At 68.8% G+C, this 22,707-nt stretch carries 21 protein-coding genes and 1 riboswitch; of the genes, 11 read left to right on the forward strand and 10 right to left on the reverse strand.

Features of this window, described 5'->3' with window-relative positions; all coding sequences use genetic code 11:
* Positions 1-57: 57 nt before the first annotated feature.
* The 3 genes from KXD97_RS12195 to crcB (KXD97_RS12205) are packed head-to-tail and all read right to left on the reverse strand — an operon-like array spanning position 58 to position 1,468.
* Positions 58-543 carry a universal stress protein gene (locus tag KXD97_RS12195; RefSeq protein ID WP_260757032.1) on the reverse strand — a complete coding sequence of 162 codons (486 nt, stop codon included), beginning with the start codon at positions 541-543 and terminating at the stop codon, positions 58-60.
* Positions 544-560: 17 nt separating this feature from the next.
* The gene (crcB, locus tag KXD97_RS12200; RefSeq protein ID WP_260757033.1) at positions 561-929 is read right to left on the reverse strand and encodes a fluoride efflux transporter CrcB; all 369 of its coding nucleotides are present in this window, start codon (positions 927-929) and stop codon (positions 561-563) included.
* Positions 926-1,468 (reverse strand): fluoride efflux transporter CrcB, encoded by a 543-nt coding sequence (gene crcB / locus KXD97_RS12205; RefSeq protein ID WP_260757034.1) that lies wholly within the window; start codon positions 1,466-1,468, stop codon positions 926-928. The genes crcB (KXD97_RS12200) and crcB (KXD97_RS12205) overlap by 4 nt, the downstream gene beginning before the upstream one ends.
* A gap of 102 nt (positions 1,469-1,570) precedes the next feature.
* Positions 1,571-1,645: riboswitch (Fluoride riboswitch) on the reverse strand.
* Between the two features lie 170 nt (positions 1,646-1,815).
* Between crcB (KXD97_RS12205) and KXD97_RS12210 the strand changes: the two genes are divergently transcribed.
* Both KXD97_RS12210 and KXD97_RS12215 read left to right on the forward strand, forming a co-directional pair.
* Positions 1,816-3,186 (forward strand): wax ester/triacylglycerol synthase family O-acyltransferase, encoded by a 1,371-nt coding sequence (locus tag KXD97_RS12210; protein ID WP_260757935.1) that lies wholly within the window; start codon positions 1,816-1,818, stop codon positions 3,184-3,186.
* A gap of 76 nt (positions 3,187-3,262) precedes the next feature.
* Positions 3,263-4,756 carry a serine/threonine-protein kinase gene (locus KXD97_RS12215; protein WP_260757035.1) on the forward strand — a complete coding sequence of 498 codons (1,494 nt, stop codon included), beginning with the start codon at positions 3,263-3,265 and terminating at the stop codon, positions 4,754-4,756.
* Between the two features lie 99 nt (positions 4,757-4,855).
* Here KXD97_RS12215 and ponA2 read toward each other — a convergent pair whose 3' ends face one another.
* Positions 4,856-7,336, reverse strand: coding sequence for a transglycosylase/D,D-transpeptidase PonA2 (ponA2, locus tag KXD97_RS12220; RefSeq protein ID WP_260757036.1), 2,481 nt, complete (start codon positions 7,334-7,336; stop codon positions 4,856-4,858).
* Positions 7,337-7,656: 320 nt separating this feature from the next.
* Here ponA2 and KXD97_RS12225 point away from each other — a divergent pair, with 320 nt between their 5' ends.
* The 5 genes from KXD97_RS12225 (at position 7,657) to KXD97_RS12245 (ending at position 12,727) form a co-directional block, all read left to right on the forward strand.
* A complete protein-coding gene (locus KXD97_RS12225; protein ID WP_260757037.1) occupies positions 7,657-8,511 on the forward strand; it encodes an SPFH domain-containing protein in 855 nt (284 codons plus the stop codon).
* Positions 8,512-8,584: 73 nt separating this feature from the next.
* Entirely contained in the window at positions 8,585-9,928 is a 1,344-nt protein-coding gene (locus KXD97_RS12230) for an MFS transporter (RefSeq protein ID WP_260757038.1), read from the forward strand.
* 91 nt (positions 9,929-10,019) lie between these two features.
* The gene (locus KXD97_RS12235) at positions 10,020-10,829 is read left to right on the forward strand and encodes a DUF1206 domain-containing protein (RefSeq protein ID WP_260757039.1); all 810 of its coding nucleotides are present in this window, start codon (positions 10,020-10,022) and stop codon (positions 10,827-10,829) included.
* A gap of 169 nt (positions 10,830-10,998) precedes the next feature.
* Complete coding sequence (locus KXD97_RS12240; protein WP_396885091.1) at positions 10,999-11,466, forward strand: hypothetical protein; 468 nt, start codon at positions 10,999-11,001, stop codon at positions 11,464-11,466.
* A gap of 115 nt (positions 11,467-11,581) precedes the next feature.
* Entirely contained in the window at positions 11,582-12,727 is a 1,146-nt protein-coding gene (locus KXD97_RS12245) for a serine hydrolase (protein ID WP_260757040.1), read from the forward strand.
* Between the two features lie 32 nt (positions 12,728-12,759).
* Here the strand turns inward: KXD97_RS12245 and KXD97_RS12250 are convergent, their stop codons facing one another.
* From KXD97_RS12250 to KXD97_RS12260, 3 genes are all read right to left on the reverse strand, one after another.
* On the reverse strand, positions 12,760-13,017 hold the full coding sequence (locus KXD97_RS12250) for a Txe/YoeB family addiction module toxin (protein ID WP_260757041.1): 258 nt from the start codon (positions 13,015-13,017) through the stop codon (positions 12,760-12,762).
* On the reverse strand, positions 13,014-13,298 hold the full coding sequence (locus KXD97_RS12255; RefSeq protein WP_260757042.1) for a type II toxin-antitoxin system Phd/YefM family antitoxin: 285 nt from the start codon (positions 13,296-13,298) through the stop codon (positions 13,014-13,016). The genes KXD97_RS12250 and KXD97_RS12255 overlap by 4 nt, the downstream gene beginning before the upstream one ends.
* Positions 13,299-13,432: 134 nt before the next feature.
* Positions 13,433-14,908, reverse strand: a complete 1,476-nt coding sequence (locus KXD97_RS12260; protein ID WP_260757043.1) for a hypothetical protein — start codon at positions 14,906-14,908, stop codon at positions 13,433-13,435.
* A 341-nt stretch (positions 14,909-15,249) separates the two neighbouring features.
* On the opposite strand from KXD97_RS12260, the gene KXD97_RS12265 reads away from it, so the two are divergent.
* Positions 15,250-15,657 carry a hypothetical protein gene (locus KXD97_RS12265; RefSeq protein WP_260757044.1) on the forward strand — a complete coding sequence of 136 codons (408 nt, stop codon included), beginning with the start codon at positions 15,250-15,252 and terminating at the stop codon, positions 15,655-15,657.
* A gap of 129 nt (positions 15,658-15,786) precedes the next feature.
* Positions 15,787-16,404, forward strand: coding sequence for an FHA domain-containing protein (locus tag KXD97_RS12270; protein ID WP_260757045.1), 618 nt, complete (start codon positions 15,787-15,789; stop codon positions 16,402-16,404).
* On the opposite strand, the gene KXD97_RS12275 is transcribed toward KXD97_RS12270, so the two are convergent.
* A complete protein-coding gene (locus tag KXD97_RS12275; RefSeq protein WP_260757046.1) occupies positions 16,397-19,351 on the reverse strand; it encodes a serine/threonine-protein kinase in 2,955 nt (984 codons plus the stop codon). The genes KXD97_RS12270 and KXD97_RS12275 overlap by 8 nt on opposite strands.
* A 131-nt stretch (positions 19,352-19,482) precedes the next feature.
* Positions 19,483-20,373, reverse strand: coding sequence for an alpha/beta fold hydrolase (locus KXD97_RS12280; RefSeq protein WP_260757047.1), 891 nt, complete (start codon positions 20,371-20,373; stop codon positions 19,483-19,485).
* 158 nt (positions 20,374-20,531) lie between these two features.
* Between KXD97_RS12280 and KXD97_RS12285 the strand changes: the two genes are divergently transcribed.
* Together KXD97_RS12285 and KXD97_RS12290 are read left to right on the forward strand one after the other, a co-directional pair.
* A complete protein-coding gene (locus KXD97_RS12285; protein ID WP_260757048.1) occupies positions 20,532-21,767 on the forward strand; it encodes an IS256 family transposase in 1,236 nt (411 codons plus the stop codon).
* 301 nt (positions 21,768-22,068) lie between these two features.
* Entirely contained in the window at positions 22,069-22,317 is a 249-nt protein-coding gene (locus KXD97_RS12290) for a hypothetical protein (protein ID WP_260757049.1), read from the forward strand.
* On the opposite strand, the gene KXD97_RS33280 is transcribed toward KXD97_RS12290, so the two are convergent.
* A complete protein-coding gene (locus tag KXD97_RS33280) occupies positions 22,298-22,594 on the reverse strand; it encodes a DUF732 domain-containing protein (RefSeq protein WP_396885096.1) in 297 nt (98 codons plus the stop codon). The two genes, KXD97_RS12290 and KXD97_RS33280, sit on opposite strands and share 20 nt — an antisense overlap.
* Between the last annotated feature and the right edge of the window lie 113 nt (positions 22,595-22,707).

The raw sequence follows: 22,707 nt of genomic DNA on the forward strand, positions 1-22,707 counted from the left end.
TTGGCGGAGGTTTACCACCAACCGCGGCCCTCACCGCGATCTCAATGAGGGGGGTGGTTATGCCTGGCGGGTGCCCCGCGGTTCGGGTACGACGAGCACCGGCCGGCCGTGGCGGTGGGTCAGCTGGCGCGACACCGATTCCCCGGCGAGAGATTCGAGGAAGGAGTGCATGCCGCCGCGCTGCGCGCCGACGACGATCATCAGCGCGTCGGTGGATTCGGCAAGCTCGGCGAGGGCATCGCTGGGCCGTCCCCGGGTGTCGTGGTACGTCCACGTCGTATCCATCCCGTCGAGCAGGCTGCGAGCGGTGGTCTCGACATCGGCGAGCCGCTGATCGAGCTGCTCCTCCCAATCGCAGGCGTCCGGATCGACGGGGAGATCTTCGGCGTCGGCCACATGCACCACGTGCAGATGGGCACCAAGGCGGGTCGCAAGGTCGACCGCGCACCGCAACGCCGAAGAACTCGTCGGCTGCAGGTCCCAACCCAGCACCAGCTGCGGCGAGTTCGTCGGGCGCTGCCCGGAGGTGACGTCGCCGGTCACTCCGCCTCCTTCATCGGTCATAGTGCCCACACCAGGCCCAGGCCGGCCAGGCACGCCAGCACCGAGGCGAGCAGCGAGCCGAATGCGTTCATCAGGGCGCGCCAGCGCGCCTGCTGCTGGACCAGTCGAACCGTCTCGAAGCTCGCTGTGCTGAACGTCGTGTAGCCCCCGCAGAAGCCGGTGCCGATCACGGTCTGCCACGCCGCGGGCTGCCCGTGGAACAGCACGGCCGCGGCCAGCACGCCGAGCAGAAACGACCCCGAGACGTTGATCCCGAAGGTGGCCCACGGGAACGGGGTGGGCCACCGGCGTTTGACGGCGGCATCGAGGACGAACCGGGTCACCGCGCCGAGCGCACCGAAGAGCAGGGTGAGCGCCGCAATCATGCCGCTGCCCTCCGTCGATGGACCTCCGCGGCTGTCACGATGCCGAGCCAGGCCATCAGGGTTCCGATGATGACGCTGGCCACCCCGTAGGAGACCGCCGTGACGAGTTGATGGTGCGTTGCCGACATCGATACCTCCAACGACAACGTGCTGTAGGTGGTGAAGGCCCCGCACCCGCCCGTGCCGGCGAACAGTCGGGCGCGGCGGCGCCAGCCGGCGTCCTCGCCGGCGCGGGCCAGACCCTCCAGCAGGGCGCCCAACAGGAACGCGCCGACGAGATTGACCAGGAACGTTCCCCACGGCCAGTGCGCCGGGTCGTGAGGCAACAACTTCTCCACCCAGTACCGGAGGCCGGTGCCGATGATCCCGCCGCCGAACACCCACAGCAGAGCAATCGGTTGCAGATGCAACGGCCTGGGCGCGGGTGCACCCGCAATGGGCGGCGCGGCAACATCCGTGTCGGGTGCATCAGGGTCGGTCGGCAGTTCCGCGTGCGAATCCGGTCGCCGATTCTCGGGACCGGCCGGCGGCGGGTTCATCGACGCGTTCCCACGGCGTGACGCTGCTGAGGAATGTCGGCGGCGGTAGCCGAGCGGATGGATGGCGGAACGACGGACACGGGCAGCTCCCAACGATCAAATCGATTGGTAGGAACTATCAGCCCGCGGGCGGTTCGAGCGTCGTTCGCTCCGGCGAGATCCATCACCGTACGACTGCACCATACCGAGCGCGATGAGGCCGGGTCATTGCGGATTGGGGCCATCCGGTCGCCGAGATCGCGTCCGCTGTGGTGTTCTCACGCGGTTTTCCGCGCTGCATGCAATTTCGGCAAAGCAGGAGAGGGCGTCCGGTTTGATCCAGATCACAGTCTGGGTACGTGACGGGAATGGAACGGCTGAGTGGCCTTGATGCGGGTCTTCTGTACAGCGAATCAGCCACCGTGCCGCTGCACGTGTGCGCGGTGGTCGAATTGGACACCTCGACGGTGCCGGGCGGCTACAGCTTCGCGCGTTTCCGCGACGAGCTGGCCAAGCGCATCCCCGCCGTTCCGGAGTTCCGGGCCAAGCTCGCCGACAGCGACCTGAACCTCGACCATCCGGTGTGGGTGGAGGACAAGGACTTTGACCTGTCCCGCCACCTGAGCCGCATCGCGTTGCCCTCGCCTGGAGGGCGGGAGGAGCTCGCCGAGGTCTGCGGCCACATCGCGTCGGTTCAGCTGGACCGCAGCAAACCGCTGTGGGAGATGTGGGTCATCGAGGGCGGCGCCCAGCCCGACACCCTGGCGCTGATGATCAAGGTGCATCACGCCGCGGTCGACGGCGTGTCGGCGGCCAATCTGCTCAACCAGCTGCTCGACGTCGAGCCCGATGCGCCGCCGCCTGACCCGGTCGACGGGCCCGGGAACCCCTCGCCGCTGGCGATCACCGTCGACGGGCTGGTCCGCTTCGTCACCCGCCCGCTGCAGTTCGCCCGGGTGCTCCCGGAAACTGCCGCGATGCTCGCCAAGACCGTCAACCGTGCGGTCACCGGAAATGCGATGGCCGCGCCGTTCACCGCGCCGACCACGCGGTTCAACGACCGGATCACCTCCGAGCGCACCATCGCGCTCGTCCAGCTCGACCTCAACGACGTCAAGAAGGTGAAGAACCACTTCGGCATCAAGGTCAACGACGTCGTGATGGCGTTGTGTGCCGGCGCGTTGCGCGGCTTCCTGGCCGACCGCGGCGAACTCCCCGCCAAGCCGCTGATCGCCGTCGTCCCGGCATCGGTGCACGGCCAGTCCGACCGGCCGGGCCGCAACCAGCTCTCGGGCATGTTCTGCAACCTGCACACCGATATCGACGACCCGGTCGACCGCGTGCAGGCGATCGCCGAATCGAACCTGAAGGCCAAGGAGCACAGCGGCTCGCTGGGCCCCACCCTGTTCGTCGACCTGGCGCAGAGCATCTCCCGCGCCGGCTACGCGTGGCTGCTGGGGCTGCTGTCGCGCACCCCGTTGACCAAGACCGCGATCCACAACGCCGTGATCTCCAACGTCGCCGGACCGCCGGACACCCTGTACAGCTGCGGTGCGCGCGTCACCGCGCTGTATCCGCTCGGCCCGATCCTTCACGGCTCCGGGCTCAACATCACGGTGATGTCGCTGGCCGACAAGCTCGACGTCGGCATCATCTCGTGCCCGAAACTGGTCGACGACCTGTGGGACCTCGCCGACCGGTTCGACGCCGAGCTGAAGGAGCTGCTCAGCTGCTGTTGACCCCCCCGCCCGATTAGGCGGCGCCGCGATGGGGAAGCCTATTCGGCGCTGTCGGTCGATGACGGAAGGATTGCATGTGAGCACCCCGAAAGGAGGCTCCCGGTTGGGGACCCGGTTCGGGCCCTACGAGCTGCAGTCGATCATCGGGGTCGGGGGAATGGGCGAGGTGTACCGCGCCTACGACACCGCGCGTGAGCGCATGGTGGCGATCAAGCTGCTGCGCCCGGAGATGGCGGCCGACCGCAGCTTCCAGGAACGCTTCCGCCGGGAGTCTCGCGTCGCGGCCCGGCTGCAGGAACCGCACGTCATCCCGGTGCACGACTTCGGTGAGATCGACGGCGTCCTCTACATCGACATGCGCCTGGTCGAGGGCGCCAGCCTCAAAGAGGTGCTGCGCGCCGAGGGGGCGCTGCCGCCGGCGCGGGCGGTGGCGATCCTGCGCCAGGTCGCCGCGGCGCTGGACGCCGCGCACGCCGACGGGCTGATCCACCGCGACATCAAGCCGGAGAACGTGTTGCTGACCCCGGACGACTTCGCCTATCTGGTCGACTTCGGCATCGCCCACGGCGGCGGGGAGGCGTCGGTGACGTCGACGGGCCTGGTGGTCGGGTCGAGCGCGTACATGGCGCCGGAGCGGTTCAGCGGGGAGCGCGGCGGTCCGGCGTCGGATGTGTACTCGCTGGCGTGCTTGCTGTACGAGTCGCTGACGGGCCGGGCGCCGTTCGAGGCCGCCGACGTCCGGCAGGTGTGGAGCGCGCACATGTTCGCGCCGCCGCCGCGGCCGAGCATTATGCGCCGCGGGGTCGGCCGCGCGTTCGACGACGTGATCGCCCGCGGCATGGCCAAGCAGCCGCGCGACCGCTACGCGACCGCCGGCGAGTTGGCGCGGGCCGCCGTCGCGGCCGCCGACGGCGCCCCGAGTGCGGAGTCGGCGGAGCCGAGTGGGGCGGCGAGTGCACCCCCGGTGGTGCGGGCGACGCCGCCGCCGTCGACGCGGCAGTTCTCGTCGGCCTACCCCACCTCGCCGCCACTGCCGCCGCCCGCACCACCGGGCAAGCGGTTCAGCCGTGGGCAGATCGCGCTGGTGATCGCGACCATCGTGTTGTTCACCGCCGCGCTGGTGCTGGCTGCGGTGCTGGTGTTCACCGGCGGCAACTCGGGGACCTCGACGCCGCGGATCGCCGCGCCGCCGTCCTCGCCGTCCTCGACGGACCCCACCACCACGACGACGCGCTCCGCCGTGGAGGGGGTGTCTGGCACGGATTCGCAAGGCTTCGTGGGCCATACGGCGCGCTGCGATTCGGAAAGCACGCCGGCGGCGCTGATCCGGACCTCGCTGTCGCTGGCGGTCATCTGCGAGACCAGCGACGGTGACTTCTACTACCGCGGCGAGCGGTTGCGCGACGGCGCGAACCGCGAAATCCGTGGCGCACAACGCTCCGGTGACGGATTCACGGTCACCGGGTCGGACGGGGCGCGCTATGACGTGCAGCCGGACCGGTTGACGATTTCAAGCGGCGGCAGCGTGGACTCAGCGGAGCCGGCCCTGGAGTACGGCGCAGCAGAGTGACCTCACGCCAGGCCAACCTAGTGCCGAGATCGCATCTACCGCGCACTCTTCTCGAATCTTGCCGCGCCAGGCGCAATCTCGGCACCAGACCCGAGGGCCTCACGCCGGGGGTGGTGGCGGCGGTGGCGGCGGCAGAGGCGCGGGTGGCGGGGGCGCCGGCCAGGGCATCATGATCGGTGGCAGCCCTGGGATCTGGATCACGTTGGGCGGCGGGGGAGGAAGCAGTTCGCCAGGCGCCGGAGGCGGCGGCGCGCTCGGCGGCGGAGGCGGCCGATAGACCACCGGCGGGATGCCGTTGCTGACCATGATCGTCACGATCGAGCCGGGGATCGTCTTGCCGCGCGGCGAGGTCCCCACCACCGCGCCCTTCGCGGAGTCGCTATTGACCGCGGTCGGATCCGGCGCGACCTGAAAACCCGCTTCCTCCAACTTCTTCCGCGCGGCATCGAGCTTCATCCCGGTGACGCTGGGCACTTCGCTGCCCGGCCCGCCGTCGACGTAGCGGGGATCGGTGGGCGGCAGCGCGACCGGCCCGAAGTCGTTGGCGATGGGCTCCATCGCCTGGTACCACGTCAGGGCCGGTTCCGTACCGCCGTAGAGATCGCCGTCGCCGCACTTGCGCAGCGGGTACGAGCACAGGCCCGACGGCGAGGGGGAGTCGTCGAAGATGTAGTTCGCGGCGGCGTACCGGTTGGTGAAGCCGACGAACGCCGATGACCGATGCGATTCGGTGGTGCCGGTCTTGCCGGCCATCGGTAGATCCCATCCCACCGAACTCGCTGCCCCGGTGGCGGTCCCGCCGGTGTGGTCCTTGCCGAGCGCGTTGGCCATCGTGTTGGCGAGCCCCTCGGGGACCACCTGCTCGCAGGCCGGGGTCGCTAAGGCCACCTCTTTGCCGTAGCGGTCGAAGACCTTGTCGATCGGGCTGGGCGGGCACCACACGCCGCCCGACGCCAACGTCGCCGCGACGTTCGTCAACTCCAGCGCGTTGAGCTCGAACGGACCCAGGGTGAACGATCCGAGGTTCTGCCGCTTGATGAAGTCGGCGATGCTCTCGTTGCTGTCGGGATCGTAGACGCGGGCGGTGCCCGGTTCGGCGTAGGACCGCAGCCCGAGCCGGACGGCCATGTCCACCGCGCGGGGCACCCCGATCTGCGAAATCAGCTTGGCGAACGCGGTATTGGGCGATTTCGCCAGTGCATCGGTGACGCTGAGCTGGCCCGAGTACCCGGAGACGTTCTTCACGCACCACGTCTTTCGCGGGCAGCCCGGATCGGTGGTGTCGCCAAGGCCGGTGGCGCGGAACGTCTGGGGCACGTCCAGCTGGGCGCTGATGCCCAGGCCCATTTCCAGCGCGGCCGCGGTGGTGAAGATCTTGAACACCGAGCCGGCGCCGTCACCGCCGAGCGAGAACGGCTGCGGCTGCACCGTCTCCCCGGCGCTGAGATCCAGTCCGTAGCTGCGGTTGTCGGCCATCGCCACCACCCGGTGGGACTCTTTGCCCGGCAGGATCACGCTCATCACGCTGGCCACCCCAGGGGTGGTGGGTTCGGCGTACTTGTCGATGGCCGTCTTGACGCTGGCCTGGACCTTCGGGTCCAGCGTGGTGCGGATCAGGTAGCCGTTGCGGGCCACGTCCTCCATAGTCAGGCCGGCGCGCGCCAGGTAGCGCATCGCGTACTCGCAGAAGAACCCGCGGTCGCCGGCGGCGATGCAGCCCTGTGGCAGCGGGGCGGGCCGGGGCAGCACCCCGAGCGGCCGGTTCTTCGCAGCGCGTAGTGCGTCGGCGTGCTCCGGCAGGTTCTCGATCATCGTGTCGAGCACGACGTTGCGCCGCGACAGCGCGCCGTCCGGGTTGGTGTAGGGATCGAGCAGGCTGGTGGACTGCACCATCCCGGCCAGCAGGGCGGCCTGCTCCCAGTTCAGGTCGGCGGCGTCGATGCCGAAGTAGGTACGCGCGGCGTCCTGCACGCCGAAGGCGCCGTTGCCGAACGACACCAGGTTCAGGTAGCGGGACAGCAGTTCGGTCTTGGGCAACAGTTTGTCCAAGGCAAGGGCGGCGCGTATCTCGCGCAGTTTGCGTGCCGGCGTAATCGCGACCGCGGCGCGCCGATCCGCGTCGGTTCGGGCCTTCACCAGCAGGTTGAAGTTCTTGACGTACTGCTGCTCCAGCGTCGACCCGCCCCGGGTGCTCTTGTCGCCGCGCAGGTAACCGGTGAGGCCGGTGAGCGTGCCCTGCCAGTCGACGCCGTTGTGCTCGGCGAACCGTTTGTCCTCGATCGAGATGATGGCCAGCTTCATCGTGCCGGCGATCCGATCGCTGGGCACCACCCAGCGGCGCTGCTCGTAGAGCCACGCGATGGGGTTTCCCGCAGCGTCCACCATGGTGGACACGATCGGCGCCTCACCTTTGAACAGGTCCGCGGATTCCTCGGTGGCCGAGTCGGAGACGCGCATGATCGCGGTGCCGGCGCCCCCGACGAACGGGAACATCATCGCGGCCAGCAGCAGGCCCGCGACCAGACAGCAGCCGGCCAACTTGGCGGCGGCGATTCTCTGTGCCCGACGGCGGTCGTGCATGGCGCCAGCCTATGGCCGAGGCAGGTGTACGGTGACCGCTTTCGGTGGTCTCCGCGACAAGCCGTCGTCGGAAAGGCTGCCCGGGCCGGTGACGCCGCCGGTGAGCAGCACGGCTGTGGAGCGGCTGTGAAATCTGTTCCGGTCAAAGCGTTCTTGATCGGCGAGAGTGTTTCCGCGGAGCGGTGGGCGTGCCAGAATCGAGGAATGGACTCGGGCCCGCTGGGCCGGAGATCGGTCGGATTGCCCCCGGACCTCGACGCGTGGACGGCGAGGTCCGCCGTTCCGTGCGCCGTCGCCGCGTCGGGCGGGATGGAGACGCCATGATCACCATGGCCGCGGTGGCCGGTGCGGTCACCCTGATACTGCTCTGGCTCGTCGGGGCCAACGTGCGCGTGATCCAGCAGTTCGAGCGGGGCGTGGTGTACCGGTTCGGGCAGGTGCAGCCCCGGGTGCGCGCTCCCGGGCTGACCGTGCTGGTGCCGGTCGCCGACCGGCTGCAGAAGGTGAACGTCCAGATCATCACGATGCCGGTGCCCGCCCAGGACGGCATCACCCGCGACAACGTGACCGTGCGGGTGGACGCCGTCATCTACTTCCAGGTGGCCGACCCGGTGCGCGCGGCGGTCGATGTGCAGGACTACAGGTCGGCTGTCGGGCAGGTCGCGCAGACGTCGCTGCGGTCGATCATCGGCAAGAGCAACCTCGATGACCTGCTGTCCAACCGGGAGCACCTCAACCAGGGCCTGGAGCTGATGATCGACAGCCCCGCACTGGGCTGGGGCATTCACATCGACCGTGTCGAGATCAAGGACGTGGTGCTGCCCGACTCCATGAAGCGCTCGATCGCCCGCCAGGCCGAGGCCGAGCGGGAGCGACGGGCCCGGATCATCACCGCCGACGGCGAGCTGCAGGCCTCGCAGAAGCTGGCGGCGGCGGCCGAGGTGATGTCGGCGCAGCCCGCGGCTCTGCAACTGCGGCTGCTGCAGACCGTCGTCGAGGTGGCGGCGGAGAAGAACTCCACGCTGGTGTTGCCGTTCCCGGTCGAACTGCTGCGTTTCCTCGAGCGTTCGACACCACAGGGCGCCGGGGCCGACGAGGAGGCATCGCCGGCGATCACCGCGAAAATCGCCGAAGGCATCGGCCTGTTGAGGCTCGGCGAACCCGCGAACGGGTAGCGTGCTCTGAGGTCGCGAGCGTGGCGTCGACGGACCCGGGGTTGCGCGCGTGCCGCTGACGAGGGGGACGAGCATGACCACACGGACTGATACGCCGCTGCCGAAGTCGAGTGCCGCCGAGACCCGGCGGGCGATCTGGAACACCATTCGCGGGTCGTCGGGCAACCTCGTCGAGTGGTACGACGTCTACGTCTACACCGTGTTCGCAACGTATTTCGAGGGACAGTTCTTCGCCGAGTCCGAGAAGAACTCGACGGTGTACGTGTACGCGATCTTTGCGATCACGTTCGTGATGCGCCCGATCGGGTCGTGGTTCTTCGGCCGGTTCGCCGACCGCCGCGGCCGGCGCGCGGCGCTGACGGTCAGTGTGTCGCTGATGGCGTTGTGCTCGGCGGTGATCGCGCTGGTGCCGTCGCAGGCCTCGATCGGGATCGCGGCGCCGATCATCCTGGTGCTGGCGCGGCTGGTGCAGGGTTTCGCGACGGGCGGGGAGTACGGCACGTCGGCGACGTACATGTCCGAGGCGGCGACGCGGGAGCGGCGCGGGTTCTTCTCGTCGTTCCAGTACGTGACGCTGGTCGGCGGGCACGTGCTGGCGCAGTTCACGCTGCTGATCCTGCAGTCGTTCCTCGATCAGGAGCAGATGCGCGAATTCGGTTGGCGCATCGCATTTGGCATCGGTGGCGTGGCCGCGGTCGTGGTGTTCTGGCTGCGGCGCACGATGGACGAGTCGCTGTCCGAGGACGTGATCGAGGCGGCCCGCTCCGGCAAGGATCAGGGCGCCGGTTCGATGCGGGAACTGCTGACCAGCTACTGGCGTCCGTTCCTGCTGTGCTTCCTGATCACGATGGGCGGCACGGTCGCGTTCTACACCTACAGCGTGAACGCGCCCGCGATCGTCAAGACCACCTACGACGGCGCGATGACCGCGACGTGGATCAACCTGATCGGGCTGATCTTCCTGATGCTGCTGCAGCCGGTCGGTGGGATGATCAGCGACAAGGTCGGACGCAAGCCGATGCTGGTGTTCTTCGGCGTGGGTGGGCTGGTGTGGACCTATGTGCTGATCACCTATCTGCCCGAAACCCACTCGCCGCTGCTGTCTTTCGCGCTGATGGCGGTGGGCTATGTGATTCTGACCGGGTACACGTCGATCAACGCGCTGGTGAAATCCGAGCTGTTCCCGGCGCACGTGCGGGCGCTCGGGGTGGGCGTCGGGTATGCGCTGGCGAACTCGATCTTCGGCGGCACCGCGCCGCTGATCTACCAGGCGCTCAAGGAACGGGATCAGGTGCCGCTGTTCATCGGCTACGTGACGGTGTGCATCGCGGTGTCGCTGGTCGTCTACGTCTTCTTCCTGAAGAACAAGGCCGAGACGCATCTGGACCGTGAGCGGGGCTCGGCGTTCGGGGTGTAACCCCGGGCTGTGCCGCTTCGTCCGCACCGTTTCGGCCTGCGGAACGCCGGGTAGCCGAGTCCGGTGTTCGGCAGGACCTGGTGACCAGGGCATGAGTTTCAAGGGCGCGGTCAACCGGGCCACCGAGAGTCACACCGTGGAATGGATCGCGCGGGCGGGTTATCCCGTCAGCGGGCTGCTGCATCTGCTCATCGCCTACATCATCGTGCGGATGGCGTTCGGCTTCACCGGTGACGCCGACCAGACCGGGGCGCTGGCGACGCTGGCCGAGCAACGGGGCGGGGTGATGTCGCTGTGGGTGGTCGCGGTGGGGCTGGTGGCGCTGGCGATGTGGCGGCTGGCCGAGACGGTGTTGGGTCTGCATCCGGGTGAGCACCGCCACGCCCATCTGCGGGAGTCGCCACTGATCAACCGGCTCAAGGCTTTTGGCCTGGCGGTGGTGTATCTGGCACTGGCGTTCGCGGCTGTCCAGTTCGCGCTGGGGGTCGGCCGGCAGGGCAGTGAACGGGCCGAGGGGCTGAGCGCGCGGTTGATGCAGTCCGCCAGCGGCAAGACTGCCCTGGTGGCAGTCGGCTTGGCGGTCGCCGCAGCAGGCGGCTACTTCGTGTACAAGGGCGCGTCGCGGAAATTCCTCGGCGATCTGACGGTGCCGGGTGGACGGCTGATCACGGTGCTGGGGGTGTGCGGGCATGTCGGTGAGGGTGTGGTGTTGTTCGCTGCCGGGTTGTCGGTGATCGGTGCGGCTTTCCTGCAGGACCCGACGCGGGCGACAGGGTTGGATGCGGCAGTGGAGGCGCTCGGCCGCGCGCACTTCGGCCATGAGATCCTGCTGGTTGCCGCAACAGGATTCGCGGCCTACGGCCTGTACAGCATCGCGTTGACGCGGTACTCGCGGATGTGAGCCGTCAGTTTTCAGTGCTGCACGCGAGATTGCTGTCAGGGCTGTGGGCACCAGCCCCGCCAACCTGGTGACTTCCGTCCCTATCCGGAACTCCAACCCGGTGCTGCGATCGAACTGACGGCCTTGTTCGGATCGGCCGACAGCGCCGCCAGTCGGATGGAGGTCCGCAATGAACACCTCACAGCAGGTCCACGACCGGACGCGGATGTTCGCTCGCGTGCTCGGACCCTTCTTGGTGATCGTCGACCTCGCGGCGGTGCTGCGGGCGTCGGACATGCAGACGCTGCTGTCGGACTTCTCGGCGAACTCGGCGTGGCTGTGGATGGCGGGGGCGTTCATCCTCGTCGCCGGGCTTGTCGTCGTCGCACTGCACCAGCACTGGCATGGTCCCGCGGCGATCGTCGTCTCGGCGCTGGGCTGGCTGATCGTCGTGCGCGCGCTGTTCCTGCTCTTTTTCCCGGATACGTTTATGTCGTTGGCCGACACCATGATCGGCAAGACAGCGTGGTGGATCGCGGCGTGCGGCGTGGCCGCGCTGGTCGGTCTCTACCTGACGTATGTCGGCTGGGCGCCGGAGCACCATCCACCGGCCACGCACACGACGGACGCGAGCCGGGACGTGACCCCGGCCGCCTAGGGACTGTTCGCGCCACCTCGTGCCTCGACGCATGTGTCGCTGAACCACGTCGCGGCACGCCTGTCGGTCCATGCGACGATGGCCCCGGTATCCCGTGAATGCAAAGGAGCTTCAGATGGGGTTTGAACGAATCGACGATCTCCTGAACGCCGTGACCGCCGATGGGTCGCTGCACGGCGTAGCCGCCACAGTGGTCGGCCGCGACGGCGTCCTCTACGAGGGTGCGGCCGGAGATACGAAGCCCGACACCATGTTCCGGAACGCGTCGATGACCAAGGCCGTCGCAACCACCGCGGCGCTGCAGCTCGTCGAGCAGGGGCGCGTAGATCTGGACGTGGCCGTCGCGTCGATCGTGCCCGAGTTCGGGGAGTTGCAGGTGCTCGACGGCTTCGAGGGTGGTGAGCCGGTCCTGCGCGAGCCCAGCGCGCAGGCAACCGTGCGGCAGCTGATGAACCACACCGCCGGCTGCGGCTACCACTTCCTCAACGAGAAGCTGTTCGCCTACTGCGCCGGGCAGAACTTCCCCAACCCCCTGGAGGGCGTCAAGAAGAGTATCAGCGCGCCGCTGGTGCACGATCCCGGCACAGTATGGGAGTACGGCGTCAGCACCGACTGGCTCGGCATGGTCGTCGAGGCGGTGAGCGGCCAGACGCTGGCCGACTACCTCGCCGAGCACGTCTACGGCCCGCTAAGGATGACGGACTCCACGTTCGCGCCGAGCGACGAGCAGCGAGAACGATTGCTGCCCATCCGCTTTCGCGCGCCCGACGGCAGCTTGGTGCCCACCGACCTGGACCTGCCCGCCACACCGGAGTGGGACGCCGCCGGTCACGGGTCCTACGGGACGGTGGCCGATTACGGGCGTTTCGTGCGCGCCTGGCTCAACGGCGGCGAGCTCGACGGCAAGCGCATCCTCAACGAGGAGACGGTGGAGCTCGCGTTGCGGGACCACCTCGACGGGGCGCCGCTGCCGAAGAAGCTGGAGCCGGCCATCCCCGAGCTGACCAACCCGGTCGAGCTACTCGACGTGCCGCAGGGGTGGGGCCTGGGGTTCCACCTGTATCTGGTCGACCTGCCCGGCATGCGCAGCGCGGGCTCGGCCGACTGGTCGGGGCTGTTCAACAGCTTCTTCTGGATCGACCGCCGGGCGGGCATCGGCGCCGTGATCGCGACCCAGGTCCTGCCGTTCTTCGACGGCAAGATGGTCGAGACGATCCTGGGCTTCGAGGCTGCGGTCTACGCGGAACTCGGCGCCGCCTGAGTCCGTACCGCTCCGAGCCCGGGCCGGCGTTGTCAGTAGTGGTACCGGGCCTTCAATATCGTGACTTGGTGATCGTCTGCTCGGTAGACGAGCCGGTGTTCGTCGTCTATACGCCGAGACCAGTATCCGGACAGTTCGCCCTTGAGCGGTTCGGGTTTGCCGATCCCCCCGAACGGATCGCGTTGGATCTCTCCGATCAGTCTCGTGATCCGTCGAGCCGTCTTGCGGTCGGACGCCAGCCAGAACAGGAAATCCTCCCAGGCGTCGGGGTCGACGTTGATGTGTCTCACTCCTCGCCGCCGGCCATCTCCTGAAGTTCGTCGATCGACTTGGTGAGGTGTGGGGTTGCGTGCCGGCCGGCCTTGTCGCGGGCGACGGCCTCCATGAGTCGGCGGGCATTCTCGGGTGAGCGCAGTAGGTAGACCGTTTCCTGCCACGAGTCGTAGTCGTCAGCGGACATCAGCACCGCATCTCCTGCCCTGGAGGTGATGCGTACCGGCTCATGGTCGGTGTTGACTTGTTCGAGGAGTGGAAAGAGGCGCTGGCGCGCCTCGCTGGCACTGATGCTCATGGGGATACTGCCCTCTCGTACGGGTTTACCGTACGGTAAATGTACAAGATAGCTGTACGATTACGGCCCGGACAGGTACGAACCCGTGATCTCCGCACCTTCGATGTTGGGCGGTACCGGGCGATACCGGTCGGTCACGACACGGGCCATTCGTGCACCGGGGCGCCGGTGTGCGCGTGCTCGACATACCGCCGCGTCATCTCATGCAGTGCCGCGACGCGATCGAGCCCGCGCTCCTGCAGCCGGCGCACCGTGTCGACCTGCCAGGCGGCGCCGGTGCGGCCGTCTCGCACCCGCGCTTCGATGACACCGAGGTAGCGGTCGCGGTCCTCGGCGTCCACGCCCCAGTTGTCGAGCCCCGCTGCGGCGGCGGGGAGCAGGACCTCACGGGTGAGCCTTTCTGCCGGGTGGTCGGCGCCTCGCCAGTTCAACTGCGCCGCCAGCCCGTCGCGCGCCGCACGGTGCAGGTCCCGCTCGGCCACCGCGAACGGCACGCTCTGCCACGGGGCGGGGTCGGTGTCGGCGACCGCGCGGACCAGGCCGTAGTAGTACGCGGCATTGGCGATCATGTCGACGGCGGTCGGTCCGCTGGGCAGCACCCGGTTTTCGATGCGCAGCTGAGGGCGTCCGGCCTGGACGTCGTAGACGGGACGGTTCCAGCGCCACACCGTACCGTTGTGCAGCCGGAGCTCGCGCAGGCCCGGAACGCACCCCGCGTCGACGGCGGCGTCGGGGTCCTCGGCCTCCAGCGTGGGAAACAGCGGAGGGAAGTCCCGGACGGTTTCGTCGAACAGCTCCACCGGGTCGTCGATCCACCGGTCGCCGAGTCGAACCCGCGCCGGGGCGCCTCGCCGGAGGTCCCTGGGGCGGCGGGTGTCAAGAAGCTGCTCCAACAACGGAATTCGGGTCTCCTGCCAGACCTGGTTGCCGAGCAGGTAGGGCGCGTTCGCGGCCACCGCCAGCTGGGCGCCGGCGATCGTCTGGGCGGCGTTGTAGTAGGCGGCGAACCGGTCCGGCGGTACCCGCAGGTGCAGCTGCAGACTGGTGGCGGCGGCGTCGGGGGCCACCGAGTCGGTGCTGAACTCCACGGGCTCGCACCCGTCGTCGATGCGCACCGAGAACGGGCGGTGGCGAGCGGCGCGGACGCGCCGCGCCAGCAGCTCGTAGCGCGGGCTGTGCGAGATGTGCTCGGGGGTCAGCTGCTCGGCGCTCAGGGTGGGCAGCATGCCCACCGCGACCAGCCGGACCCCGAGCACCTCGATCGCCGCCCGGCACCTGTCGAACACGCCGGTGACGTCGGATTCGCACTTGCGCAGGACGCGCCCCAGGAGCGGGCGGGGCGCCAGGTTCAGCTCGACGTTGAACTGGCCGAGCTCATGTTGCATGTCGGCCCGACCCAGCCGGGCCAGGACCGCGTCGTTGATCATCCGCGGCCGGCCCAAGGGGTCGACGAGATCGAACTCCACTTCCATGCCGATGGTGTCGTCGTGGTCGTCGAACCAGCCGCCGTCGACCATGCGCCGCAACGCGACGACACACCGCTCCAGCCTGAGTTGCACTGCGTCGCCGTCGCCGTCCACAAGGGCGGACGGTTCGACACGCTCACCCATGACGCACCTCCTCGGGGTGCTCGTGGATCCCAACGGTACGACACAACAACGGTTCTCGGCACTGGTGCCAGGGGACGGAAAGCCGGTCGGCGTGCTCGTGTGGCGCGCATCCGGGGCATGGAGTCGTAGTCAGCGCCCGCCAATTCCCTTGGAGCTGTTGAAGATTTCTTGCGTGGCGGCTCGCCCCGAAACCAGAGTCCGACACCCTTACCTGGAGGACAGGAAAGTCTTCCCCTTCCGGTATCGGACTCTGGCTTGCCGGCGATTACGCCCGAGGGCTGCGCCCAGCAGGATTTCTCTCAACAGCCAAACACCGCAGCACCCCCCGAGAGGACACCATCATGACCGCATCGAGCACCCGCAAGCCGGCCGGCCTCAAGTACGCCGCCACCGTCGTCGGCGCCTTCGTCGTCCTGCTCGCCGCCCCGGCCACCGCCTTCGCCACCGACAACGAGCCCACCCCCGGTGGTGGCGGCTGCACCTACACCGACGCCGACGGCTACCAGATCCCGATCGACGACGGCCAGGACGTCTTCGTCGACGGCAAGATCGTTAGCTGCCGGGGCGGCACCATCACCGTCACGACGGCGCCCCAGAGCGGCGGCGCCGGCCAACAGAGCGGACCGAAGGGCGGCATCTTCCAACCGCCGGTGGTCACCAGCGGCGGTGTCCTGGAACCGACGACGCCCAAGAACGACGGCATCCGGCCGCCGGTGTTCAACCGCGTCCCGCTGTTCGCCCAGCCCTGACCGCCCCCGCTCGGCCCGTCACCCGCCCCCGGTGACGGGCCGAGTCGCGTGCCGGCGTCGGCCGGTGAACGCCACGTTCCGGGCCACGGACTCGGTCGCTACGCCAGAATTGCCGGAGAGGAGGTGCGCATGTCTTCCCATGTGGAGGTTTTCAGGCCGGCTGGACGGGAGCTCGTCCCACTGGCCGGCCAGCGCGTGACCCTCGGCAAAGCCCCGAGCAACGCGATCGCGCTCGAGCACGACGACACCGTGTCGCGGCTGCACGCCGTGTTCGAAAACCTTGGCGCCGCATGGTCGATCCGCGACATGGGCAGCCGCAACGGCACCTTCCTCAACGGCGAGAAGCTCACCGCCGAACGTGTGCTGCGCTCCGGCGACGAGGTGCGCGTGGGCAAGTCGCGGCTGATCTTCTGGATGGTCCACGAATCCGCTGACGGCCGCCGCGACGAGGAGACCGTCGCCGCGCAACCCGTGGAGGCGGCGCCGCGGCTGACCCGGCGTGAACTCGACGTGCTGGTGGTGTTGTGCCGGCCGCTGGTGTCCGACGACCCGTTCCCCGAACCCGCGTCGGTGCGGGCGATGGCCCGCGAGCTCTACGTCACCGAGGCCGCCGTCAAACAGCACCTGCAGAATCTCTACGACAAGTTCGCCGTCCCGACCGAGGGTGACCGGCGTGTCCGGCTGGCCAACGAGGCGCTGCGCCGCGGCGCGGTCACCCTCGTCCAGCTGCGCGACGACGCTACGTGAAGTCCAGCGCCTCGACCGTGGCCACCGGCCCCTCGTGAGTGGGCCGGTCGGCGCCCCCGATGCAGTACACCGTGGAGCCGACCGCGGCGACCGCCTGGCCGTGCACCGGGGTGTTGACCGGCGCCTGGGTGCTCCATCGGCGGTTGGCGATGTCGTACATCTCGACGGTGGGCAGCACCCGCGTCGGTTCCTCGCCGCCGACCACGACGATGCGCCCGTCGAGGTAGGCCGCGCCGTAGCTGCCGCGCGGGGTCGGCATGTCGGGCAGCTTCTCCCAGTTTCCGGACTGCGGGTCGAACCGCTCGAAGGCGGCCGTGTTCTCGTCGGCGGACAGGAACCGGCCGCCGACGGTGTAGACGTACACGCCGTCGGACACTGCCGCGAGATGCTCACGCGCCGTGGGCATGTCGGCGGCCTGCGTCCAGGACGTGCCGTCGAACACCTCGGTTTGAGGCACGAGCTGTTTGTCGTTCTGCCCGCCGACGACGATGAGTTTGTCGCCGACCACCGCTGCCGCCGGCGCGGCCCGCGCGTGCTGCAGGCTCGCCAGCTCGACCCACTTGCCGTCGCGGAACGCGAACACCTTGTCCGAGGCCTGCGTGATGGTGTCGGTGGCGCCGCCGATCACCACGACCTCGCCGCGGTAGGTCGCCGCCGCCGCGTGGTTGAGCGGGATCGGCAGCGACGGCTGCGCCTGCCACTGTTGGGTGCGGGTGTCGTAGGTCTCGACGGTCTGCAGCGTCTCGCCCTCCCGGATCCCGCCGGCGATCCAGATCTGGTCGCCGAGCACGGTGTAGGCCATCATCAGCCGGGGGGTCGGTGCGTCCGGCAGCGAGCGCCATTGTGCGGCGGGTTGCGGGGTGCGTGGCGCCAGTTTCAGCGCTTCGGCCGTCGACGTGGCCACGCCGTCGCCGGCGCCGGTCGACCCGCCGATCACGTATACCGTCTTACCGACCGCGGCGACGGCCGCGCCCCGGCGTGCGGTGCCCAGGTCCGGCAGGTCGGACCACGTCGACGTCGTCAGATCGAGCGCGCTCGTGGTCTTGACCGGCCGCCCCGCGGCGGTGCCGCCGACCGCCACCAGTCGGGCGTCGGTGACAGCCGCCCCGAAATCGCTGCGCGGCTCGGGCAGCGCGGGCAGGGACGTCCAGGTGTCGGCGGCCGGGTCGTACGCCTCGACGCTCGTCAGGTCCGTCGTCCCGTTCGTGCCGCCGATCGCGTAGACGCGCGTGCCGTCCGAGGCCGCGGCCAGCAGCTGGCGCGGCGTCGGCATCGGCGCGGCCGGGGTCCACCCGCGTCCGTCGAACACCTCGGTGGTGTCGAGCACGCGGCCGTCGGCGTCGACGCCGCCGGTGACGACGATGCGGTCGCCCACCACGGCGGCTGCCGCCGCGGCGCGCGGCTGCAGCAGCGGCGGCAACTGCACCCAGCGGCTGTTGACCACCCGCCACACCGCGTCGGTGGCGACCTTGGTGTCCGCGCCGTCGGTGCGCCAGCCGCCGAGCACGACGGGGGTGTCCTGCCAGGTCACCGACATCGCCCGCTGCACCGGAACCGGGAGTGCTTCACCGCCCTTCCAGCTGTCGATCGCCGGGTCGTAGCCCTCGTGAGCGCCGCTGACCCGGTTGTCGGCGCCCATCCCGCCGAAGATCCAGATGGTGCCGTCGGCCTGGGTGGCGGCCGCCCCGTCGAGGGCGGTGCGGGCGTCGGAGATCGGCCGCCAGCCGGGCTGCGCTTCAGCGGTCGGCTGCGCCACGGGTGCCGTGACGGCGCCACCGCCGGTGTCCCGCGTCGAGGCCACGACGACGGCCCCGCCGATCACCAGCAGCACCACGGCCGCCGCGGCGGCGAGCGCGAGCACGGTCTTCCTGCGGTCCTTCCGCGGGACGGCGGGGACCGGCGGAGGGGGTTGTGCGGCAGGCCACGGCGCGTTCGACGGGCTGCGGGCGAACATGTCGGGCGGGGGAGGAGCCGGCGGTGGCGGCGGGGCGGTGGCCGGAAGCGATGGCGGCACAGCGGGATTGGAAGGCTCCGACAGCGGAAGTGCCTGTGTACCTTCAGGCTGCTCGGGAGGCGGGGTGGGTTCGCCGATCGCCATGTGATCGGCGGTCAACCCGTTGTGGCGCTGGGCTTCCTGCAGGGTGCGGCCGAACTCGGCCGCGGAGTCGAACCGGGCGGCCGGCTCCAGCGACATCGCCTTCTCGATCGCCGAGCACACGTCGGACGGGATGCCGAGGTGGCGCAGGTCCGGCACCGGCTGGGAGGTGATCCGCAGGTAGTGCGCGATCAGCTCCTCGTCGGTTTTGCGTTCGTGCGCGGCCTTCCCGGCGATCATCGCGTAGAGCGTGGCGCCGAGCGAGTAGACGTCGGCCTCGACGGTCGGCGGTTTACCGGTGAGCACCTCGGGCGCGGTGTAGGACAGCGTGCCGGTGAAGAACCCGGTCACCGTCTTGTACCCGCCGACGATGCGGGCGGTGCCGAAGTCGCTGAGCTGCGGCTCGCCGTAGTCGTTGACGAGGACGTTGGCGGGTTTGATGTCGCGGTGCAGAGTACCGGTCCGGTGCGCGGTTTCGAGCGCTCCGCAGAGTTTGACGCCGATGCGCAGCGCGTCGGGCCACGGGATCCGGCCCTCGCGGCGCACCTGGTCGGCCAGCGATCCCCTTGCGTGGTAAGGCATCACGATGAAGGGCCGGTCCTGCTCGGTCATGCCGACCTGCAGGATGTTCACGATGTTCGGGTGGCCCGACAGGGCGCCCATCGCGTAGCCCTCGCGCAGGAAACGTTCACGGTCGTCCTCGTCGAGAGAAGACGCGAGCACCTTGATCGCGACGGTGCGGCCGAGGGACTGCTGGTGGCAGCGGTAGACCACGCCGCCGCCGCCCCTGCCGACTTCGACGGCGTCGACGAATCCGGCAGCTGCCAGCTCGTACGCGATCTCGCCCGCCATCGCCTCACATCCTCCGGTGAAGTGCGAGTACTGCGCTTACGGTACTCGGACGCGGCCGCGCGAGCGCTCGAAATGCAGCGCACCGGGATTTGCTGATCGCGGCGGTCCGCGACGGTCGAGGCGCTGTCGAGTCATGGTGCGACGAGCGCTCTCACCCTGTCCACGACAGCGCGGTTGAACGCGGCCGATTCGTCGACGAACGGTTCGTGACCGGAGTCGTCGAACCAGAGCAGCTGTTTCGACGGTGCTTCCAGCGTGTCGAAATAGGCGAGCGTGGTGTCGGGTGGCACCCAGTGGTCGCGTCGCCCGACGAAGAACACGGCGGGCATGCGCAACGCGTGCACGGCAGTAATGAGGTTCAGCGCGGAGGCTTCCTCCCACATCGCGTTCATCGTGAACCGGAAGCCGCGGATCTGACTGACCAGGTCCAGCGGCGAGGCCTCCCGGCCGCCGCCGAACACCGCTCCGCGCAGCTTCCACAACGCCCGGGGCGACAGTTGCCCGTCGAGGCGCTGCAGCCAGGTGCGCTCGGAGAAGACGCTGGATGCCGGATACGGCGGCGGACCGATGGCCCGCAGCGCCTTCAGCGCCCGGCGGTGGCCGCGCCGTTCGGCCGTGGCGAGCGCGCAGGCGTACGAGGCGGACTCGGCGGCCGCCGCGTCGCCGATCTGGGCGGTGCCCAGGTAGGCCGCGACGCGTTCCGGGTGGCGGTCGGCGTAGAGCACGCCGAGCAGGGATCCCCACGAGTGGCCGTGCAGCACCACCTGCTCTTGGCCGACGCGGGCGCAGACCATGTCGACCAGGTCGTCGAGGTCGGTGAGGAACTGTTCGACGGTCATCAACGATGGCGGAATGCCGCGGTGGAAGGACTTGCCGGCGCCGCGCTGGTCCCAGTAGACGACGATGAACCGGTCCTCCAGCTCGGCGTTGAAGTGGCGGAAGAAGCGGGTCTCGCTGAATCCCGGCCCGCCGTGCAGGTGGATCAGCGGCGGGTTGGCCAGGTCGCGGCCACGGATCAGCACCCACTGGTCGACACCGCCGAGCCGGGTTGCGTCCAGCAGAGTGGTGTACGAGTCGGACCTGATCAGCGGTACCGGCGTGTCGTAGCCGACTGATTGAAGGTCATCGCGTGATTCTTCGAGAGACCCGTCAAAGTCACTCGAGCAAAGGAATCGACGCGATGACCACTGCCCACAATATCGACCTGCCCACCGTGCTTGCCGAACGACTCACCACAGCGCACCCTGACGTGCTGCGCGAGCTGCTGGCCACGTTTATCCACACCCTGATGGGTGCAGAGGCCGACGCCCTGTGCGGCGCCAGCTACGGCGAGCGCAGCACCGAGCGCACCAATTCCCGCAACGGCTACCGGCACCGCCAATTCGACACCCGCGCGGGAACATTGAATCTCGCAATCCCGAAGCTGCGGCACGGCTCGTACTTCCCGGACTGGCTGCTGGAACGCCGCAAACGCGCCGAGCGGGCTCTGACCACGGTGGTGGCGACCTGCTACCTGCTCGGGGTTTCGACGCGGCGGATGGACAAGCTCGTCGAAACTCTCGGCATCACGTCGTTGTCGAAGTCGCAGGTGTCGGTGATGGCCAAGGAACTCGACGCCGCCGTGGAGGCGTTTCGCACCCGACCGCTGGACGCCGGCCCGTACACGTTCGTCGCCGCCGACGCCCTGGTCCTCAAGGTCCGCGAGCAGGGCCGGGTGGTCAACGTGCACGCCCTGATCGCCGTCGGGGTCAACAAGGAGGGCTACCGTGAAATCCTCGGCATCGACGTCACCACCGCCGAGGACGGCGCGGGCTGGCTGACGTTCTGGCGGTCGCTGACCGCCCGCGGGCTGTCTGGGGTGAAGCTGGTTACCAGTGACGCCCACGCCGGGCTGGTGGCCGCGATCGGAGCCACTCTGCCCGGTGCGGCCTGGCAGCGCTGCCGCACGCACTACACGACGAATCTGATGAGCGTCACACCGAAGGCGTCCTGGCCCTGGGTACGCACGCTGCTGCATTCGGTGTTCGATCAACCTGACGCGGAATCCGTTGCTGCACAATATGACCGGACCATCGACGCGCTCGCCGACAAACTGCCCAAGGTCGCTGATCACTTGGAGGCAGCCCGGCCAGACCTACTCGCGTTCACCGCGTTCCCCAAGCAGATCTGGCGCCAGATCTGGAGCAACAATCCCCAGGAACGGCTCAACAAAGAGATCCGCCGCCGCACCGACGTCGTGGGCATCTTCCCCGACCGCAACGCCCTGATCCGCCTCGTCGGCGCCGTGCTGGCCGAACAACACGACGAATGGGCTGAATCCCGGCGCTACCTCGGACTCGACGTCCTCAGCAAATCACGCGCCGTCAACGACACCCCGACCGAACAGGAGGCCACCCCCGCGGCACTGACCGCCTGAACCATTAACTCGAAGAATCACACGACAGGCGTCGTACACCACGCCCCTGGACTTGACCCCGAGCCGGCAGAAGCCCACCTCGGCGACGCTCTCGGGCACGACGTCACCCGCTGCCGTGCGAAATGGTCTGGTCCGGCCTGGTCCTCTCATAGATGCCACGGTTGCCGACGGTCGGGCGCGACATTAGAGCCGAAGGGCCTCGATATCGGAGTCGAAGGTGCGCGGGGGTTTCCGTCGTCTTGTCCGGCTCTTGGGGTACTACTCAGTGCAGATGTTGGCCGTCAGGAAGGAGGCCCGGGCGATGGTCGTGACACGTGAGGAAGCGGCGCAGTACCTCAAGGACGCCGGAGGGTTGAAGCTGGTGGTGCTCGGAGCGGACGGGCAGCAGATCGCGGCGATGTTCGTGCAAGGTTCGGTGCGGTACGACAAGGAGGAATCCACCTTCATCGCAGTGGCCGAGGACGGCCGCCTGATGGGGGAGCTGGTCGTCAACGACACGGTCGGTTATGACGAGAACATCGACGCATTTGTCATCCGGGGCATGCGGTAGCAGTCCGCCTTCTCGGACGCGGGCGGTGAATTCGGGGCGTGTGTCTTACTGAAACTTGGGGCAATACGTCATGTTGGCCGTGACGACGTAGTCGGCGGCGCCGTCCCAGCTGAGGGGACGGATAGTCGACCCGCACCATGTCAACCACGCGTGAATGCGGGGTGCCGAAACTCAACTCCCGGCAGACGGCCTGTGCGTGGGCGATCGTCGCGTACGGGTTCGCGTAGGTGATGCCGAAGTTGGTCAACGGCTCGCCGCCGTGGTCCTTCACCCACACCGGGGTGAATCGGTCCCACCACCGACGCTCACCCCGAAATCGTTGTGGTGTCAGCTACTCGCAGCTGTCGCACACCCCAGTCAGCGACAGCTGCATGCCACATACACAGAAAC

This window comes from Mycobacterium sp. SMC-8 (genome assembly GCF_025263565.1).
Lineage (GTDB): Bacteria > Actinomycetota > Actinomycetes > Mycobacteriales > Mycobacteriaceae > Mycobacterium.

Coding starts and splice junctions, on each gene's coding strand:
- ponA2 (WP_260757036.1), bottom strand. CDS start 7,336: ATGCACGACCGCCGTCGGGCACAGAGAATCGCCGCCGCCAAGTTGGCC.
- KXD97_RS12265 (WP_260757044.1), top strand. CDS start 15,250: ATGACCGCATCGAGCACCCGCAAGCCGGCCGGCCTCAAGTACGCCGCC.
- crcB (WP_260757033.1), bottom strand. CDS start 929: ATGATTGCGGCGCTCACCCTGCTCTTCGGTGCGCTCGGCGCGGTGACC.
- KXD97_RS12235 (WP_260757039.1), top strand. CDS start 10,020: ATGAGTTTCAAGGGCGCGGTCAACCGGGCCACCGAGAGTCACACCGTG.
- KXD97_RS12255 (WP_260757042.1), bottom strand. CDS start 13,298: ATGAGCATCAGTGCCAGCGAGGCGCGCCAGCGCCTCTTTCCACTCCTC.
- KXD97_RS12230 (WP_260757038.1), top strand. CDS start 8,585: ATGACCACACGGACTGATACGCCGCTGCCGAAGTCGAGTGCCGCCGAG.
- crcB (WP_260757034.1), bottom strand. CDS start 1,468: ATGAACCCGCCGCCGGCCGGTCCCGAGAATCGGCGACCGGATTCGCAC.
- KXD97_RS12275 (WP_260757046.1), bottom strand. CDS start 19,351: ATGGCGGGCGAGATCGCGTACGAGCTGGCAGCTGCCGGATTCGTCGAC.
- KXD97_RS12245 (WP_260757040.1), top strand. CDS start 11,582: ATGGGGTTTGAACGAATCGACGATCTCCTGAACGCCGTGACCGCCGAT.
- KXD97_RS12285 (WP_260757048.1), top strand. CDS start 20,532: ATGACCACTGCCCACAATATCGACCTGCCCACCGTGCTTGCCGAACGA.
- KXD97_RS12270 (WP_260757045.1), top strand. CDS start 15,787: ATGTCTTCCCATGTGGAGGTTTTCAGGCCGGCTGGACGGGAGCTCGTC.
- KXD97_RS12225 (WP_260757037.1), top strand. CDS start 7,657: ATGATCACCATGGCCGCGGTGGCCGGTGCGGTCACCCTGATACTGCTC.
- KXD97_RS12210 (WP_260757935.1), top strand. CDS start 1,816: ATGGAACGGCTGAGTGGCCTTGATGCGGGTCTTCTGTACAGCGAATCA.
- KXD97_RS12240 (WP_396885091.1), top strand. CDS start 10,999: ATGAACACCTCACAGCAGGTCCACGACCGGACGCGGATGTTCGCTCGC.
- KXD97_RS12290 (WP_260757049.1), top strand. CDS start 22,069: ATGGTCGTGACACGTGAGGAAGCGGCGCAGTACCTCAAGGACGCCGGA.
- KXD97_RS12260 (WP_260757043.1), bottom strand. CDS start 14,908: ATGGGTGAGCGTGTCGAACCGTCCGCCCTTGTGGACGGCGACGGCGAC.